Source organism: Nocardioides aurantiacus (assembly GCF_003752505.1).
In the GTDB taxonomy this organism is placed as follows: Bacteria; Actinomycetota; Actinomycetes; order Propionibacteriales; family Nocardioidaceae; genus Marmoricola; species Marmoricola aurantiacus.
Genome location: NZ_RKHO01000001.1, coordinates 1,388,277 through 1,404,724 on the forward strand (window position 1 = coordinate 1,388,277; position 16,448 = coordinate 1,404,724).

A 16,448-nucleotide genomic window follows, 5' to 3' on the forward strand; every position below is an offset into this window, starting at 1 on the left:
GGCCGTCACACCCCGGCCGTCACGCCCTGGGTGCGTCGGCGACGCAGCGCCAGCACCACCGGCAGCCCGAGCAGCGCGAGCAGGGCGGCGAACGGCAGCAGCGCCCCGACCACGGTCGCCAGCGCCACGGCGGAGCCGGCCATCGCGTCCCAGCCGGCGTCGAGACCGGCGAGGAAGCCCCGGGTCTCCTCGCGGGCCGGCTCGTCCGCGGCCGTGCGCTGGAGGTGGAGCGTGATGGTGCTCAGCGAGGTCTGGTCGGCGAGGTAGGCCTGCTGCTGCTTCAGCGAGTCGAGGTCGGCCTGGCGGCGGGCCAGGTCGGACTCGATGCGGATGACGTCGCCGAGCTCCACGGCCCGGGAGAGCAGCCGCTCGATGCTGCGGATGCTGCGCTCGGCGGCCCGCACCCGGGCCTGGGTGTCGACCACCTGGGTCGTGACGTCCTCGGCGCTGCGGGTCTGGTGGACCACCCGGCCGAGGCCGGCGAGGTCCTCCAGCGCCGGGGAGAAGCGGGGGGTGGGCACGCGCAGCACCAGGGTGGAGTCCGTCGGACGCCCGCGGTCGTCGCTGCTGGTCTGCTCGTCGGCGACCAGCCCGCCCCACCCCCGGGTCAGCCGCAGCGCCTCGTCGCGGGCGGTCCCGACGTCGTCGGCGACGACGCTCACCTCGCCCGTGGCCACCACCGCGCGCTCCAGGGCGGGTCGTGCGGCGGAGGCGCCCACGACCGAGCGGCCGTCGTCCGGCGCACCGGGCGCCACCTCCTCGGTCGTGGTCCCGCTGTCCGTCGAGGACGGCCCCGAGCGCGGGTCCGCGGTGGACCCGCCCGCGGAGTCGGTTCCCGATCCCGACGAGCCCCCGCCCGGGCCGCAGCCGGTGAGCACCAGCAGCAGCAGCGCCAGGGGCGCCAGCAGCAGCAGGCGGGAGGGACGGGCGGCGGTGCGGGTGCGTGTCATGCCGGTGTGACGCAGTCGACGCCCGACCGGTTCCCCACCCGGTGCGCAGGTCGTCGTACGCCGTGGGTGTGCCACGCTGGCGAGGTGCCCGACCGCCCCACCGTGCCCCCCCCACGTGGTCGTCGTCGGCGGCGGCGTCTCCGGCCTGGCGGCCGCGCACCGGCTGCGGACGCTGCGCCCCGGCGTCGCGGTGACCGTGCTCGAGTCCTCGCCGCGCCTCGGCGGCAGCCTGCGGGTCGAGGAGGTCGGCGGCGTCGCGGTCGACGTCGGGGCCGAGGCGGTGCTGCACCGCCGGCCCGAGGCGACCGGTCTGGCCCGCGAGGTCGGCCTGGGCGCCGACCTGGTGCACCCCGCGACGACGACGGCCCACCTGTGGAACCGCGGGCGGCTGGTGCGGATGCCGCGCACCCTGATGGGGGTGCCGACCGACCTCCGGGCGCTGGACGGCGTGCTGTCGACCGCCGGGGTCGCCCGGGCCGCGCTCGACGGGGTGCTGCCCGCCACCGACCTGGGCGAGGACGACGTGAGCGTCGGCCGGCTGGTCGAGGAGCGGCTCGGTGCCGAGGTCGTCGACCGGCTCGTGGAGCCGCTCCTCGGTGGGGTGTACGCCGGCCACGCCCGGGAGATCTCCGCCCGTGCGGCGGTGCCCCAGGTCGTGGCGCTGCTCGGCCGCGACCGGGCCCTCTCGCGGGCGGCGAGGGACGCGCTGCCCCCGGCCGACCAGCCGCTGGCCGCCCCGGTCTTCGCCGGCCTGCGCGGGGGAGTGGGGCGGCTGCCGCTCGCCGTGGCCGAGGCCGCCACCGCCGCCGGCGTCGTCGTCCGGACCGGTGCGACCGTCCGCGACCTCGCCCGTCGCCCCGGTGGCGGGTGGCACCTCGTCGTCGGCTCGGCCCACGACCCCGAGCTGCTCCGGGCGGACGCCGTCGTGCTGGCCACCCCGGCGCGGGCGACCGCGCGCCTGCTCAGCGACGTCGCCCCCGCGGCGGCGCTGACCCTGGCCCGGCTGGAGTACGCCTCGGTCGCGATCGTCACGCTCGCCGTGCGCGAGGTCGACCTGCCGGCCGTCGCGGGCTCGGGCTTCCTGGTGCCGCCGGTCGACGGCCACCACATCAAGGCCTCCACCTTCTCGTTCGCGAAGTGGTCCTGGGTCCGGGAGGCGGGCGCGGCCGACGGGCTGCTGTTGCTGCGCTGCTCGCTGGGGCGTCACCGGGAGGAGCAGGTGCTGCAGCGGCCCGACGAGGAGCTGGCCGCGCTGGCGGTCGCCGACCTGGGCGCCGCGATCGGCACGACCGTGCACCCGGTCGACGTGCACGTGCAGCGGTGGGGCGGGGCGCTGCCGCAGTACGCCGTGGGCCACCTCGAGCGGGTGGCGTCGGTGCGGCGCGAGGTCGGGCGGGTCCCGGGGCTGGCGGTGTGCGGCTCGGCGTACGACGGGGTGGGTGTGCCGGCCTGCATCGCCTCGGCCGAGCTGGCGGTGGCCGAGGTGCTTCTGCGGCTTGACACAATGGAGCCATGACCGAGGAGCAGAAGTCGCAGGGCAAGAAGGCACGCGAGCTGAACGACACGATCCGCTACACGATGTGGTCGGTCTTCTCGCTGCGCGACCTGCTCGGCGGCGAGGCCGACCGCGAGGTCGAGGCCCGCGAGCTCGACGAGCTGGTGGCCAAGCTCGAGGCCGGCGACGTCGTGGTCCGCGGCCTGTACGACGTGGCCGGGCTGCGCGCCGACGCCGACGTGATGGTGTGGTGGCACGCCGAGACCGTCGAGCAGCTGCAGGCCGCCTACCACCAGCTGCGGGCGACCCGGTTCGGCCGCCGCCTGGCGCCGGTGTGGTCCCAGGTGGCGCTGCACCGCCCCGCGGAGTTCAACAAGAGCCACATTCCGGCGTTCCTGGCCGGCGAGGACGCGCGTGACTACGTCTGCGTCTACCCGTTCGTGCGGTCCTACGAGTGGTACCTCCTCGAGGACTCCGAGCGCCGCGCCATGCTCGCGGAGCACGGCCAGATGGCGCGCGGCTTCCCCGACGTGCGGGCCAACACCGTCGCGAGCTTCGCGCTCGGCGACTACGAGTGGCTGCTGGCCTTCGAGGCCGACGAGCTGCACCGCATCGTCGACCTGATGCGCCACCTGCGCGGCTCGACCGCGCGGCGCCACGTGCGCGAGGAGCTGCCCTTCTACACCGGCCGGCGCCGCACCCCGACCGAGCTGGTCACCGCGCTGCCCTGAGGGCGGCGCGCGCTCGGCTCAGGCGTCCTCGGGACCGGGCTCGGCGTCGAGGGTCATGCTGACCGAGTTGATGCAGTAGCGCTGGTCGGTGGGAGTGCCGTAGCCCTCGCCGGAGAACACGTGGCCCAGGTGCGAGCCGCAGGTCGCGCAGCGCACCTCGGTGCGGACGCTGCCGAAGGAACGGTCCTCGAGGTACTCCACCCGGTCCTCGGCGAGGGGGGCGTAGAACGACGGCCAGCCGCAGTGGGAGTCGAACTTGGTCTCGGAGCGGAACAGCTCCGCCGAGCACGCCCGGCAGCGGTAGACGCCGACGGTCTTGGTGTCGGTGTACTCCCCGACGTACGGCGCCTCGGTGCCGGCCTGGCGCAGCACGCGGAACTCCTCCGGGGTGAGCTCGGCCTTCCAGTCGGCATCGCTCTTGTTCACCTGATAAGTCATGCCGCCAACGATAATCTCGGCGCCCAAGCGGTGAAATCCGCCACACAGGGTATTGACCTCTGCAGTGGACATCTGTTCACTCAAACGGACACCCGGCCAAGGAAGAGGACGTCGTAGATGGTGGCTGAACGAGTGCCCGAGAAGGTGACGGGGGCGGCGAGCAAGCTCCCGTGGTCCAACATCCGCAAGATCGGTGCCGGACTGACCACGCCGCTGCACCCGGACGACTACCTGTCCCTCATCAACCCGCTGTGGACCGCGCGCGAGCTGCGCGGACGCATCGAGAAGGTGGTCCCCGAGACCGACGACGCCGCCACGATCGTGATCCGCCCCGGGTGGGGCTGGCACTACGACCACGTGCCGGGCCAGTACGTCGGCATCGGCATCCAGGTCGAGGGCAAGTTCCACTGGCGCTCCTACTCGGTGTCCTCGCCGCCCAAGCGCACCGGCCGCACCATCGCCATCACGGTGCGCGCCATGCCCGAGGGCTTCCTCTCCGAGCACCTGGTCTCGGGCCTGGAGCCCGGCACGATCCTGCGCCTGGCCGCCCCCAACGGCGACTTCGTCCTGCCCGACCCGCCGCCGGCCAAGCTGTTCTTCCTCGTCGGCGGCAGCGGCATCACCCCGGTGATGTCCATGCTCCGCACGCTCGACCGTCGCGACACGATGCCCGACGTGGTGCTGGCCTACAGCTCGCCCACCGAGGACCGGATGATCTTCCGTGACGAGCTCCGGCAGCTCAGCGAGAAGCACGAGGGCCTGCGGCTGCACCTGCAGCACACCGACGAGGACGGCATCCTGGAGATGTCCGACCTCGACCGGGTCTGCCCCGACTGGAAGGAGCGCGAGACCTACGCCTGCGGTCCCGCGCCCATGCTCGACGCCTGCGACGAGCACTGGGAGTCCGCCGGTCTCGAGGACCACCTGCACCTCGAGCGCTTCTCCCTCGACCTCGGCGGCGACGGCGCCGAGGGCGGCACCCTGACCTTCACCAACTCCCACAAGGAGATCGAGGTCGACGGTGCCAAGACCGTGCTCGAGGCGGGGGAGGAGGCCGGCCTCGGCCTGCCCTACGGCTGCCGCATGGGCATCTGCCACACCTGCACCCTCACGCTCGCCGAGGGCACCGTGCGCGACCTGCGCAACGGCGACGAGTACAACGGCCCCAACGTCTCGATCCAGACCTGCGTCACGGCTCTCGCCGGCGACTGCAAGCTCGACATCTGAGCCACCCGGCTCGCCCCGCACGCCCACCTGCACCACCGATGAAGGAGTCGCACACATGGCCATCGCCGATGTGAAGGAGTACACCCATCTCTCCCCCGAGGAGGTGGAGGAGCTGGGTCGCGAGCTCGACCAGGTCCGCGCGGACATCGAGGAGTCGCGCAACGCCGACGACGCGGCGTACATCAACCGCATGATCACCATCCAGCGCCGCCTGGCCACGGCCGGCCGGATCACGCTGTTCGCCAGCAAGTGGAAGCCGGCCTTCTTCGCCGGCGCCGCGATGCTCGGCGTGGCCAAGATCCTCGAGAACATGGAGATCGGCCACAACGTCATGCACGGCCAGTGGGACTGGATGAACGACCCCGAGATCCACTCCAGCACCTGGGACTGGGACACCGCGCAGCCCGGTGAGCAGTGGAAGCACAGCCACAACTACGTGCACCACCAGTTCACCAACGTGCTCGGCCACGACAACGACATCGGCTACGGCATCCTGCGGATGGCCCGCGAGCAGAAGTGGAACATCGTCAACCTCGGGCAGCCGATCTACAACGCGCTGCTCGCCTCGCTGTTCCAGTGGGGCGTCGCGCTCCACGACCTCGACATCGAGTCGATCCGCAAGGGCCAGAAGGACCCGGAGGTGATGAAGAAGCAGCTCAAGCAGATCGGCGTGAAGGTGCGTCGCCAGGTCGGCAAGGACTACATCCTCTTCCCGCTGCTGACCGGGCCCGCCGCGATCCAGACCGCCAAGGCTAACGCCCTGGCCAACCTGAGCCGCAACCTGTGGTCCTACATGATTATCTTCTGCGGCCACTTCCCCGACGGTGCGCTCCACTTCTCCGAGGAGGAGATCGAGGACGAGACCCGCGCGGAGTGGTACCTCCGCCAGATGCTGGGCTCGGCCAACTTCCAGGGCGGCCCGCTGCTGCACATCATGTCGGGCAACCTCGGCTACCAGATCGAGCACCACCTGTTCCCCGACCTCCCCAGCAACCGCTACGGCGAGATCAGCGACCGGGTGCGGCCGCTGTGCGAGAAGTACGGCGTGCCCTACACGACCGGTCCGCTGCACCGCCAGTACGGCCAGGCGCTGCGCACGATCATGAAGCTCTCGCTGCCCAACAAGTTCACCAAGCCGGCCCGCCACGACTCGGCGGACTCGATCGAGGTGCCGCGGGGCCGCAAGAAGGACTCCGAGCGCCCGACGCGTCGTACGGAGACCGGCACCTGGACCAGCCGGGCCTCTGCATGATCGATCAACCCCGCACCGGGATCGGCGAGCTGCCGTTCGCGAGCATGGGGGACCTGGGCCTGGACAAGAAGCGGGTGACGCAGTGCGCGCTCAGCCGCATCTGCGGTGTCTGCGCCCTGTCGCTGGACCGTCCCGTGGCCTTCGTGGGGAGCGGCGAGGAGCTGGAGCGCAACGCGTTCCACTTCCCGCCGACCCACCGGGCGTGCGCCGAGCACGCGCTCGAGCACTGGGCTCCGAGCTGGAGCGCCTCGCTGGGACACCCGACGCAGCCGGAGAGCTGGGTGATGGTGACGACCTCGGGCTTCGAGTTCGTGCGCCAGAACGCCGACGCGGAGGACCGCCGCCCGGTGTTCTCGCCCAACTCGATCCTCGAGCAGCACAGCCAGACGGTGGCCTGAGCCACCGGCACCGCACGACGCGCCGATCCCCGGGACGCCCCCGGGGGTCGGCGCGTCGTCGTCGTCCTAGGTGCGCGCGTGCGGGGTGCGCAGGGCCGGGTGCCCGAGAGCGGCCATCAGCCGCTCCGTGGCCCCGAGGGCGGTCACGGCGCCGATCTCGGTCGCCACCCGCTCGCGGCGCTCGCCCTCGGGGTCGCCGCCGTCCAGCACCTCCTGCAGGAAGCCGAGCAGGGACGTCCGGTCCTGGAGCAGGGGGCCGGCCAGCGAACCGGCGAAGTCGGTGACGTTGAACCCGCGCCCGAGCTGGTACTCCTCCAGGTCGGGGCAGAAGTGGCCGATCGGTCGGTCCAGCGTGAGGTAGTCGGTCCAGATGCTGCTGTAGTCCGTGACGAGGCAGCGCGAGTGGCCCAGCAGCCCGTAGAAGGAGACCTGGGCGGCCGCGAGGTCGGCGTCGGTGATGACGCGGAAGCCCCCCGTCGCGTAGTCGTCGGCGTCGAGCATGTGCGGCTTCACGACGATCTGGCCGCCCAGGCGGCGTACGAGGTCGTCGGCGGCACGCAGGTCCTCCAGCAGGTCGGCGCGGGTGCTCAGCCGGCCGGAGTCCGACCACGACTGCCCCTCGCCGCCGCCGGACTCACGGTAGGTCGGCGCCCACACCACCACGGGCGCGGCGGGGTCCAGGCCCAGGGCGGCGAGGGCCGCCGGGGCCACGGGGCGCCCCATCTGGTCGACGCGCGGGTTGCCCGTCACCAGCAGGGCCGAGGGCGACATCCCGAGCCCCGCGGCCTTGCTGCGCCCGAACTGCTCGGTGCCCGCCACCAGGTAGGTGGACGACAGCTGTGCCCGGAACGCGGAGTTGGCCGTCCGCTTGGGGCCGTCGCCGTGCCAGACGTTGACGACGGTGCGGTCGGCGGGCGGTGGTGGCGAGCCGAAGAGGCCGTGGGTGAAGAACACCAGCTCAGCCGTCACGTAGCGGTGGAAGGCGCGCAGCGAACGCTTCGGGACCGGGTGCAGGCGTGAGCGGTCGAGGTCCGCGAGCATCCAGGTGGCGTCGCTGCCGTCGGAGGCCACCAGCCAGTAGACCTCGCCGTCGTAGTGCTGCAGCAGGTGGCGCAGCACCTCCACCGCGTTGCCCTCCCGGTCGGGGACACCGTGGACGACGGCGTGACGACGCGGCCGGACGGACCTCATCGACGTCAGGGTGGCCCAGGTCAGGAGCCGGCTCAGCCACCGTGAGCGAGTGCCTGCGGCACCTACGAACCGCGCTCGCACCTGTGCGCGGAGACGGCTCGCGCGCGCCGCGGCGCGGGAGGAAGAGGGCACGGTGACCGTGGCTTTCTGCTCGGGGGCGGAGCGCGGGAGGTCGGTCTGGTGCGACCGGGAGCACGACGGACCGATTATGCAGTGTCGGGCGACCGCAGGGGGCGAGTGCTACTAGGTTGGGCTGGTGGCCACTCCTCCTGCGATCGTCGCGGCCGACGACCACGAGGTGCGGGTCACCAGTCCCGACCGGGTGGTCTACCCGGCGACGGACCGCACGCCCGAGGTCACCAAGCTGCAGGTGGTGGAGTACTACGTCGCCGTCCGTGACGGCATCCTGCGCGCCCTGGAGGACCGGCCGGTGGCGCTGGAGCGGTGGACCACCGGGGTGCACGAGGGCATCACCCTCGCGACCGGCCGCGGCGACAAGAGCGACGCGTTCTACTCCAAGCGGGTGCCCAGGGGCGCTCCGCCGTACGTCGGGACGGCCCGCGTCGCCTTCCCCAGCGGCCGCCCCGCCGAGGAGGTCTGCGTGACCAACCTCGCCACCGTCGGCTGGTGCGCCCAGATGGGCACGATCACCTTCCATCCGTGGCCCACGCGCAGCGGCGACAACGACCACCCCGACGAGCTGCGCATCGACCTCGACCCCCAGCCGGGCACGACCTTCACCGACGCCGTCCGGGTCGCCGGCGTCGCGCGCGAGCTGCTCGAGGAGCTCGGCATCACCGGCTACCCCAAGACCAGCGGCAACCGGGGCGTGCACGTCTACGTCCGCATCGAGCCGCGCTGGGACTTCGTCGACGTCCGCCACGCCGCGATCGGCTTCGGCCGGGCGCTGGAGCAGCGCGACGAGGGCGTGACGACCCGGTGGTGGAAGGAGGAGCGCGGCGAGCGGATCTTCGTCGACTTCAACCAGAACGCCCGCGACCGCACGATCGCCTCGGCGTACTCGCTGCGGCCCAGGCCCGGTGCCCCCGTCTCCACGCCCGTCACGTGGAAGGAGCTCGCCGGGCTCACCGACCCCCGCGACCTCCACCTGTTCTCGGTGCCCGACCGGCTCGCCGACGGCGACCCGTGGGCCGGCATCGACGACACCGCGCACTCGCTGGAGCCGCTGCTGCGGCTCTACGAGGAGTCGGGGGAGGGGGAGGCCAACTACCCGCCCGACTACCCCAAGATGCCCGGCGAGCCGCCCCGGGTGCAGCCGTCGAAGAAGGTCGCCTCGCACTGGGACGACGACGGCAACCGCGTGGCGGACTGAGCGTCGCGGTGCGACCTCAGCCGGTGAGGCTCTCCACGAACGAGCGCAGCGCCGGGAGGCCGAAGCTGTCGATGGGGGTTTGGGTGGCCGGGACGACCTCGGCCACCACCTGAGCGGCGAGCGGCAGCCCGAGCGTCGCGGCGAGGACGGCCTTGGCCGCCTCGTCGCGGTGGTCGGGGCCGAGGTCGGCGAAGACCGGGTGGTGGACCTCGACACCGAGGCGTCCCCGGTCGACGCGCGCCCCGACGACCACGTCGCGCAGTGCGAGGTCGTGGCCCGCGACGACCACGGAGGCGGTCTCGAGGTCCTCGACGGCCGGCTGCACCTCGGGCTTCCTGCGGAACAGTGCCATCAGAACCCCGAGATCCCCTCGCCGTCGCCGGCCTGCTCCTCGAAGCTCTCGTGCTCGAGCAGGTGGAGGACCGGGACGCCGAGCTTGCGGCGCGCGCGGGAGGTCCAGTCGACGTGGAACAGCTCGGCCACCACGTGCGGCCGGGTGAGCACGATGACCTCGCGGGCGTCGACCTCGCCGGCCCGCCGCACCAGCGCGTCGACCGGCTCGCCGGTGACGGCCAGGCCAACCGCCCGGGCCCCGGTGCCCTCGAGCGACGCGACGGCCGCGGCGACGTCGGCGTCGCAGCGCTCCCGGACGTCGTGGCGCAGCTCCTCGGCAGCCTCGGCGTCGACGAGCACGGGTGGGCTGGTCAGCATCTCGCCGGTGCCGAGCGCGCCGATCGCGCTCTCGACGCGGGCGGCGGGGTCCTCGACGGGCAGCAGCACGTGGTAGCGGACCGGCTCGTCCACGCCCTCGTGCAGCGCGACCAGGTTGCTGACGTCGGTGGGGCTCAGCGGCTGCTCGACCAGCACCACCACGTCGTACGACGCACCGGGCCGGCGTGCGTCGGGGTCGGGGGTGTGGTCGGTCATGCGGGGCTCCTCACGGTCGGGTCCCCAACACCCTAGTGAGGTCGTAGCCCACGGGCTCCTCGAGCTGCTCGTAGCCGCAGGACCCCGGGTCCCGGTCGGGGCGCCAGCGCTTGAACTGGGCCGTGTGCCGGAACCGGCTGCCCTCCATGTGCTCGTAGCCGACCTCGAGCACCCGCTCGGGCCGCAGCGGGGTGAACGACAGGTCCTTGCCGACGCTCCAGCGGCTCTGGGTGCCCGGCACCCGGTCGGGGTTGGCGATCGCGTCGCCGGCCCAGGCCGACCACGGGTGGTCCTCGATCGAGCACTCCAGCGGGGCCAGCTCCTCGACCAGCTCGGCCCGGCGGGCCTCGGTGAAGGACGCGGCCACGCCGACGTGCTGGAGCCGGTCGCCGTCGTGGAGCCCGAGCAGCAGGGAGCCGAGCAGCGGCCGCTCGGGGGTGGAGTTCTTGTGCAAGCGGTAGCCCGCGACGACGACGTCGGCGGTGCGGGCGTGCTTGACCTTGAACATGGTGCGGCCGTTCTCGACGTACGCCGAGGACAGCGGCTTGGCCATCACCCCGTCGAGACCGGCGCCCTCGAACTGCTCAAACCACTGCTCGGCCTCGACCGGGTCGGTCGTGGTGCGGGTGAGGTGGATCGACCCGGCGACGCCGTCGAGGTGGGCGAGCTCGGCCTCGAGCCGGGCGCGGCGCTCCGCGAGCGGACGGTCCACGAGCGACTCGTCGCCGATGGCCAGCAGGTCGAAGGCGACGTAGGACGCGGGGGTCTTCCCCGAGAGCATCGTGATGCGCGACTCCGCGGGATGGATGCGCTCCTGCAGCACCTCGAACTCCAGGCGGGGCCCGATCGCCACGAACAGCTCGCCGTCGAGCACGCACCGCTCCGGCAGCTGCTCCAGCACGGCCGCGACGACCTCGGGGAAGTAGCGCGTCAGCGGCTTGGTGTTGCGCGAGGCCAGCTCGACCTCGTCGCCGTCGCGGAAGACCAGGCAGCGGAAGCCGTCCCACTTGGGCTCGAACAGCAACCCGCCGTCGTGCCGTGCCGGGTCGGGCACGCCCTTGACGGACTTGGCGAGCATCGGCCGCACGGGCGGCATCACGGGGAGGTCCACGCTCCCGACCGTAACGTCCTGTGCACGGTGGTTGGACGTCGTCCGGTCGCTCTCGTAGGTTGGGAGCGCGTTGGGGGTCGACGCAGGTCTGGCTGGGGGCGAGAGACGGATGACGGCATACCGCGACGCCGTGTCCGCGCTGGGCGCCCGGCAGAAGTCCCAGCGAGGGGTCTCGCTGTACTCCCGCTTCGTCAACCGCCCTCTCGGTCGCCTGGTCGCGGCCGCGGCCCACACGCTGGGCCTGTCCCCCAACCTCGTCAGCCTGCTCTCCGCCGTGGTCACCCTGGCCGGGGTCGCGGTCCTGGCCCTCGTGCCGCCGACGTGGTGGTCGGGGGTGCTGGTGTGGCAGCTGCTGGCCTGGGGCTTCGTCCTGGACTCGGCGGACGGCCAGGTGGCGCGCCTGCAGTCGCGTTCCTCCCCGGGAGGGGAGTGGCTCGACCACGTCATCGACGCGGGCAAGATGGTGGTGGTGCACGCCGGGGTGCTGGTCGGCTGGTACCGCTTCACGGACCTCTCCGACGGGCTGCTGCTGGTCCCGCTGTTCTTCCAGCTCGTGGCCGTGGTGATGTTCGCCGGGCTCACCATCGTGGCGCTGCTCAAGCGCGTGGCCGGCGTCACCAGGAGCGAGGGACAGGGCGGACCCTCGTGGGTGCGTGCCGTCGGGCTGCTGCCGGCCGACTACGGCATCCAGACGCTGTTCTTCGTGCTGTGGGGGGCCGTCGGTGTCTTCGCCGCGGCGTACACGCTGCTGGCGGTGGTCAACGCGGTCCTGCTCGTGCTGCTGAGCGCCAAGTGGTGGGGCGAGCTCCGGGCGCTCGCGGGGCCTCAGGGCTGAGGGATCCGCTCGGGCGTGGCGGCTGCCTCGGCGCGTAGGGCGTTGCGCCGCAGCTCGCGTCGCACCGCGATCGAGGACATAGTGACGCGCACCACCAGCCCCGCCACGACACCGCCCAGGGTCGCCTCGATCGAGATGGTGGCCCCCAGGGCAGTTAACGGCAGACCGACGACGGCGCCGACCGCGGTGGCCCGGCTGACGGTGTCGAGGCGCTGCAGTGTGGACAGCACGGCATTGGACAGGCACAGCTGAGTGAAGGCGAGCGCCACGATGCTGCCTGCAAGGGGGTACACCCAGGGGCTGACGCTGATCTGGCTGTTGCCCAGCCAGCGCACGAGGAAAGGCATGGCCACGGTCACCCCGCCGAGAAGCGGAACGGCCATGGAAGCGATCAGTTTTGACGCAGACGCGATGCGCGCGAACGGGGTCGGGCCTCGCGGTACCCAGCCCTGGAGTAGCGAGTTCAGCGGCGTGAGACCGACCGTGATCTGTCGTTGCAGCTTGTCGATCAGCGCATAGGCCGGTTGCAAGGAGGGCGCGATGAGCGACACGAGGACCAGGGGCGCTGCGGCAGACACGTTCGTGGTCACCGTGGCCCCGAGGCCGTGCCGGTGCGCCCGTGCCACCTGGCGCAGGGTGGACCTCGTGGCGGGCGACCCGCTGCGGGTCGCCCTGTGGACGGCGACGCAGGAGACTGCAGCGGCGAGGAGCATGCCGCCGAACTGGCACAGCAGGCCCTCCAGCGCGCTGCCACCGGCATACATCCAGCCGATCCCCGCAGCCGTCCCGGTGACGCGCGGCACGGTCTCGAACCACAGCAGACCCGACGGCTGCGCCATCCCGACGAAGAACCAGCCCGAGGTCAGGCCGATGCCGACGGTCGTCACGGCGCCCGCGACCGCAAGATCGGTGCGCTGATGGGCGAACCCGGCCGCCAGTGCCCCACTCGCGGCCGCCACTGGGAGGTAGAGCGCCAGCCGCAGCCGCACTGAGTCGAAGAAGACCGTCCGTCGTGTCCGGGTGTCGCCCATGGCGACGAGCGCCGGCCCGGAGGTCTGCCAGCCGTATGCGACCACGACCGAGCCAATCGTGCCGAGCGACTGCCCGAGCGCGATGGAACCCCACGCGGCACCCCCGTCCGCCTTGATGAGGGCAGGAACAATCAGTAGCGACGCGATGGTCAGCAGCGCCATGGGGAGGGTGAAGGTGGCCAGACGACGTGCGCCTGCCCACGTGAGGGTGAGCTTGGCCTCTCGGCCTGATGGCTGGACCATCAGCGTGTCGTGACCGGGTGTCGAGTAACGATCACCGGACAGGCCGTGAGCCGTAGGATGCCGACGTGACCACGTTCCGCTCTCTCGGTGACTTCACAGGGATGAACTAGACAAGGGTAGGTCACTAGCCTGGCAGGCTGCCTGGTTCGCGACCTCGAACTTGGTCGTCAGGGCATGGTGGTGTCCGGGGCGGCTCCGTGTGGCGATCCTACGGGCGTTCGGGGCCGCTGTCGGCAACGGCGTCGTGATGCGCGGCGACGTGCGCGTGCACTGGCCGTGGAAGCTCACGGTCGGGAACGACTGCTGGATCGGGGAGGGGGTGTGGATCCTGAACCTCGAGCCGGTGGTCCTTGGTGACGACGTTTGCGTCTCCCAGGGTGCAATGCTCTGCACTGGGAGCCACGACAGACGTTCGCCCAGCTTCGAGTTCGACAACGCCCCCATCCGGGTGGCCGACGGAGCGTGGATCGCTGCGCGCGCCACCGTGCTGCGCGGGGTGAGCATCGGCGCGGACGCCGTCGTGGGTGCCACTGCACTGGTGACCCAGGACGTGGCCGTCGGCGACGTCGTCCACGCCCCCGCGTCGGTCGTCCGGCAGAGCAGGAGCTGAGTCACCTGCCCGCCAAGCCCAAGCGTGTCCTCTCGGTGGTGACGCTCGTCACGCCCCACGGGGAGTACGGCGGGCCTGTCAGGGTGGCGGTCAACCAGGCGAGGAGCCTCCGGTCGGCCGGCTGGGACGTCGTGCTGGTGGGCGCCCATCGTGGTTGGGGCTCGACGGGTCCGCCTACCAAGGTCGACGGCGTGCCGACGATGCTCTGGCCCGCGCGGACCCTCGTCCCGGGCGCCGGCTTCGCCGGGGTCGGCTCGCCGGGTCTGTGGCGGTGGGTGCGTCGGCACGCCCGGGACTTCGACGTCGTCCATGTCCACCTGGCGCGCGACCTGGTCACGCTTCCCGCCGCCTGGCTGGTGCGACGTCTGGGCGTGCCGTACGTCCTGCAAACCCACGGAATGGTGGACGCCACCTCGAACCCCCTGGCGGTGCCGTTGGACGCGGCCATGACCCGACCGGTCCTGCGCTCGGCCGGCCGCGTCCTCCACCTCACCCTCGAAGAGCTGCACGGGTTACAGCAGGTGGTGCCGAGCGGGCTACGGACCGCGGTCCTCCACAACGGCGTGCCCCTGCCCTCGGATCCGGCCGGCGGAGGGTCCCGCACGGTCCTCTACCTGGCGCGGCTGGCGCCGCGGAAGCGTCCGGGGGCCTTCGTCGAGGCTGCGCGTGTGCTGGCCTCGCGCCATCCGGACGTCGAGTTCGTGATGGTGGGCCCAGACGAGGGCGAGGGGGCCGCGGTCAAGGAGGCGATCCGCCAGGCGGTGGCAGGGGGAGCGCGCGTGAGCTGGACCGGGGCCGTCGCGCCGGAGAACACCGAGGCCGCCATGCGCCAGGCCTGCTCCTACGTCCTCCCAGCGGTCGACGAGCCCTACCCGATGTCCGTGCTCGAGGCCATGGCGCTCAGTCTCCCTGTACTCGTCACCGACAGTTGCGGACTCGCGCCGGCCATCGCTCGGGCCGGCGCGGGGATCGTCGTCGATGCGTCCCAGGAGTCGCTGGTCGAGGCACTCGATCGGCTACTGTCAGACCCCGTTGCAGCCGCTGCAATGGGGATCCGCGGCCGTGCTCTCGTTCAGCAGGAGATGGACATGGCCGAGGTGGCCGACCGTCTGTCCAACACCTACATCGAGGTCATCTCACCTGGCTGACCAGCGCCGGACGAACAGGACGCAGGCGATCGCGACCACCAGACCGCCCGTGGCCTGGAGGAGCGACCCTCGCAGCAGGATGGTCAGGAACACGGGGAAGACGGCCCCGACGATGCCCCAGACGTCCCCGAGGTGCAGTCGGTCGGCGAGGCGGATGTCCATCCGCTGCAGCCAGTAGCCCAGCAGGACGAACACGATCAAGACGCCCGCGGGGCCGAGGTTGATCATGCCCTCGGCCCACATCGGTGCCGACAGGTTCTCCACGGAGTAGTTGCGGTACTGGGCCAGCAGGATGCCGGTGTCGGTCGGCTTGTCGGCCCAGATCGAGCGTGGCACCCAGAACAGGAGGCTGCCGGTTATCTGCCGCAGGGGCTCCACCAGGCCGTCGTGCCAGTACGCGTAGCTGTTGGCGATCTGCCAGAAGGCGTCGTAGTCCGGGTTGGCGCGGTACTCGCCGAAGAAGCCTGCTCGTGCGAACGAGGCGGTCTGGTCAGCCCGCCGGAACGCGTCGGCCAGAGGGAACAGGAACAGGAAGGCCGCGATGGTGCCAAGCCCCAGCGCTCGGGCGCGCGCGGGGGTGCGCGCCGCGCCGAGGTAGACCGCGATCGCGAAGGCGACGATGCCGAAGCCGTAGCGGGCGGTGGACACAGGATTGTTGCTGACCAGGAGCAGGGCGACACCCACCAGGGCGACAGCAGCGAGCCAGGCGCGCCGGGTGGGCTCCCGCGACCGGATCCGCAGCTGCACCAGGGCCCCAGTCCCGATGAGCAACGGGTAGACCGCCAGGGCCGAGATGATCGCGTTGACTGACGGGTCGGGGAACGCCGCCGACGTGGCCTCGCTGGCGGCGTCCCGGCTGGCGATGAGCGTGCCGGGTCCGATGCGGGAGACGAAGAAGGCCAGGAAGACGAGTCCGGCCGCGTAAAGCAGGTAGGTCCGCGCGGGGTGGGGAGCGGTGTCTCGGGCAGGAACGGGCCTGGCTCGCGTGCGTGCGGTGCCCCGAGCAGTCGGAGGCACGGCCCGGGACCGCACCACCGCTGCGGACCGTCCCACCTCGTAGGCCAGCAGACCCGCCACCACGATGTATGTGGCAGGCCTGTCCAGGACCGGGTCCATGCCGGGAGTGGTTCCCGAGATCTGGTCGGAACGGATCTGGACGCTCGGCGCGAGACCGAGGAAGAGGTAGACGAAGAGGCAGAAGAAGAAGTCGAACAGCCGGGGGCGGTTCGCGCAGCAGATGAAAGCGAGCCGCCCGCCGTACACGGCCATCACCACTAGCGTGATCCGCCAGGCGTCGGAGCGGCCCACGTCGGGCACGGTCGTTGTCAGCCACAATGGGAGCAGGACAGCGAGGCCGCTCACCAGGGCCACCAGACCGGCGACCCCCGGCCCGGCTCGCTGGGTTACCAGGGTGGTCGCGCCGCGGTCACCGAGGAGCTTGTCGCCACCGCGGGTCATCGGCAGACCTGCCCTCCGTTGCCATCAGTCCCCGGTCCGTGCCCGGGGCGGGCTATCATCGCACGGCTGG

At 72.1% G+C, this 16,448-nt stretch carries 17 protein-coding genes; 9 read left to right on the forward strand and 8 right to left on the reverse strand.

The genetic code is table 11. From position 1 onward, the window contains the following. Nucleotides 1-5: 5 nt before the first annotated feature. On the reverse strand, nucleotides 6-950 hold the full coding sequence (locus EDD33_RS06610; RefSeq protein ID WP_123389631.1) for a DUF4349 domain-containing protein: 945 nt from the start codon (nucleotides 948-950) through the stop codon (nucleotides 6-8). Between the two features lie 115 nt (nucleotides 951-1,065). Between EDD33_RS06610 and hemG the strand changes: the two genes are divergently transcribed. Both hemG and hemQ read left to right on the forward strand, forming a co-directional pair. Beyond that, nucleotides 1,066-2,466: a protoporphyrinogen oxidase gene (gene hemG, locus EDD33_RS06615; protein ID WP_123389632.1), complete on the forward strand. Its 1,401-nt coding sequence runs from the start codon at nucleotides 1,066-1,068 to the stop codon at nucleotides 2,464-2,466. Then, nucleotides 2,463-3,176 carry a hydrogen peroxide-dependent heme synthase gene (gene hemQ / locus EDD33_RS06620; RefSeq protein WP_123389633.1) on the forward strand — a complete coding sequence of 238 codons (714 nt, stop codon included), beginning with the start codon at nucleotides 2,463-2,465 and terminating at the stop codon, nucleotides 3,174-3,176. Before hemG ends, hemQ begins: the two co-directional genes overlap by 4 nt. 18 nt (nucleotides 3,177-3,194) lie before the next feature. On the opposite strand, the gene msrB is transcribed toward hemQ, so the two are convergent. After that, entirely contained in the window at nucleotides 3,195-3,614 is a 420-nt protein-coding gene (gene msrB / locus EDD33_RS06625) for a peptide-methionine (R)-S-oxide reductase MsrB (RefSeq protein ID WP_123389634.1), read from the reverse strand. A 117-nt stretch (nucleotides 3,615-3,731) separates the two neighbouring features. On the opposite strand from msrB, the gene EDD33_RS06630 reads away from it, so the two are divergent. From EDD33_RS06630 to EDD33_RS06640, 3 genes are read left to right on the forward strand one after another with little or no spacing between them, the layout of a single operon-like run. Then, nucleotides 3,732-4,841, forward strand: coding sequence for a ferredoxin reductase (locus EDD33_RS06630; RefSeq protein WP_123389635.1), 1,110 nt, complete (start codon nucleotides 3,732-3,734; stop codon nucleotides 4,839-4,841). A gap of 55 nt (nucleotides 4,842-4,896) precedes the next feature. After that, complete coding sequence (locus tag EDD33_RS06635) at nucleotides 4,897-6,093, forward strand: fatty acid desaturase family protein (RefSeq protein ID WP_123389636.1); 1,197 nt, start codon at nucleotides 4,897-4,899, stop codon at nucleotides 6,091-6,093. Then, nucleotides 6,090-6,491, forward strand: coding sequence for a hypothetical protein (locus EDD33_RS06640; RefSeq protein WP_123389637.1), 402 nt, complete (start codon nucleotides 6,090-6,092; stop codon nucleotides 6,489-6,491). The genes EDD33_RS06635 and EDD33_RS06640 overlap by 4 nt, the downstream gene beginning before the upstream one ends. A 66-nt stretch (nucleotides 6,492-6,557) precedes the next feature. Here EDD33_RS06640 and EDD33_RS06645 read toward each other — a convergent pair whose 3' ends face one another. Continuing rightward, nucleotides 6,558-7,682: a CDP-glycerol glycerophosphotransferase family protein gene (locus EDD33_RS06645; protein ID WP_123389638.1), complete on the reverse strand. Its 1,125-nt coding sequence runs from the start codon at nucleotides 7,680-7,682 to the stop codon at nucleotides 6,558-6,560. 253 nt (nucleotides 7,683-7,935) lie between these two features. Here EDD33_RS06645 and EDD33_RS06650 point away from each other — a divergent pair, with 253 nt between their 5' ends. Further along, the gene (locus EDD33_RS06650) at nucleotides 7,936-9,015 is read left to right on the forward strand and encodes a DNA polymerase domain-containing protein (RefSeq protein WP_123389639.1); all 1,080 of its coding nucleotides are present in this window, start codon (nucleotides 7,936-7,938) and stop codon (nucleotides 9,013-9,015) included. A 16-nt stretch (nucleotides 9,016-9,031) separates the two neighbouring features. On the opposite strand, the gene EDD33_RS06655 is transcribed toward EDD33_RS06650, so the two are convergent. From EDD33_RS06655 to EDD33_RS06665, 3 genes are read right to left on the reverse strand one after another with little or no spacing between them, the layout of a single operon-like run. Continuing rightward, nucleotides 9,032-9,367 (reverse strand): hypothetical protein, encoded by a 336-nt coding sequence (locus tag EDD33_RS06655; protein WP_123389640.1) that lies wholly within the window; start codon nucleotides 9,365-9,367, stop codon nucleotides 9,032-9,034. Continuing rightward, nucleotides 9,367-9,942 (reverse strand): hypothetical protein, encoded by a 576-nt coding sequence (locus tag EDD33_RS06660; protein ID WP_123389641.1) that lies wholly within the window; start codon nucleotides 9,940-9,942, stop codon nucleotides 9,367-9,369. The genes EDD33_RS06655 and EDD33_RS06660 overlap by 1 nt, the downstream gene beginning before the upstream one ends. 10 nt (nucleotides 9,943-9,952) lie before the next feature. Further along, a complete protein-coding gene (locus EDD33_RS06665) occupies nucleotides 9,953-11,053 on the reverse strand; it encodes an ATP-dependent DNA ligase (protein WP_123389642.1) in 1,101 nt (366 codons plus the stop codon). Between the two features lie 109 nt (nucleotides 11,054-11,162). On the opposite strand from EDD33_RS06665, the gene EDD33_RS06670 reads away from it, so the two are divergent. Further along, entirely contained in the window at nucleotides 11,163-11,888 is a 726-nt protein-coding gene (locus EDD33_RS06670; protein WP_123389643.1) for a CDP-alcohol phosphatidyltransferase family protein, read from the forward strand. Here the strand turns inward: EDD33_RS06670 and EDD33_RS06675 are convergent. Further along, nucleotides 11,879-13,081, reverse strand: coding sequence for a hypothetical protein (locus tag EDD33_RS06675; RefSeq protein ID WP_148076956.1), 1,203 nt, complete (start codon nucleotides 13,079-13,081; stop codon nucleotides 11,879-11,881). The two genes, EDD33_RS06670 and EDD33_RS06675, sit on opposite strands and share 10 nt — an antisense overlap. Nucleotides 13,082-13,361: 280 nt before the next feature. Between EDD33_RS06675 and EDD33_RS06680 the strand changes: the two genes are divergently transcribed. Together EDD33_RS06680 and EDD33_RS06685 are read left to right on the forward strand one after the other, a co-directional pair. Further along, nucleotides 13,362-13,772: a DapH/DapD/GlmU-related protein gene (locus tag EDD33_RS06680; protein WP_246003399.1), complete on the forward strand. Its 411-nt coding sequence runs from the start codon at nucleotides 13,362-13,364 to the stop codon at nucleotides 13,770-13,772. Nucleotides 13,773-13,810: 38 nt separating this feature from the next. Beyond that, nucleotides 13,811-14,920, forward strand: a complete 1,110-nt coding sequence (locus EDD33_RS06685) for a glycosyltransferase (protein WP_211332442.1) — start codon at nucleotides 13,811-13,813, stop codon at nucleotides 14,918-14,920. On the opposite strand, the gene EDD33_RS06690 is transcribed toward EDD33_RS06685, so the two are convergent. Next, nucleotides 14,909-16,378: an oligosaccharide repeat unit polymerase gene (locus EDD33_RS06690; protein WP_123389645.1), complete on the reverse strand. Its 1,470-nt coding sequence runs from the start codon at nucleotides 16,376-16,378 to the stop codon at nucleotides 14,909-14,911. The two genes, EDD33_RS06685 and EDD33_RS06690, sit on opposite strands and share 12 nt — an antisense overlap. Between the last annotated feature and the right edge of the window lie 70 nt (nucleotides 16,379-16,448).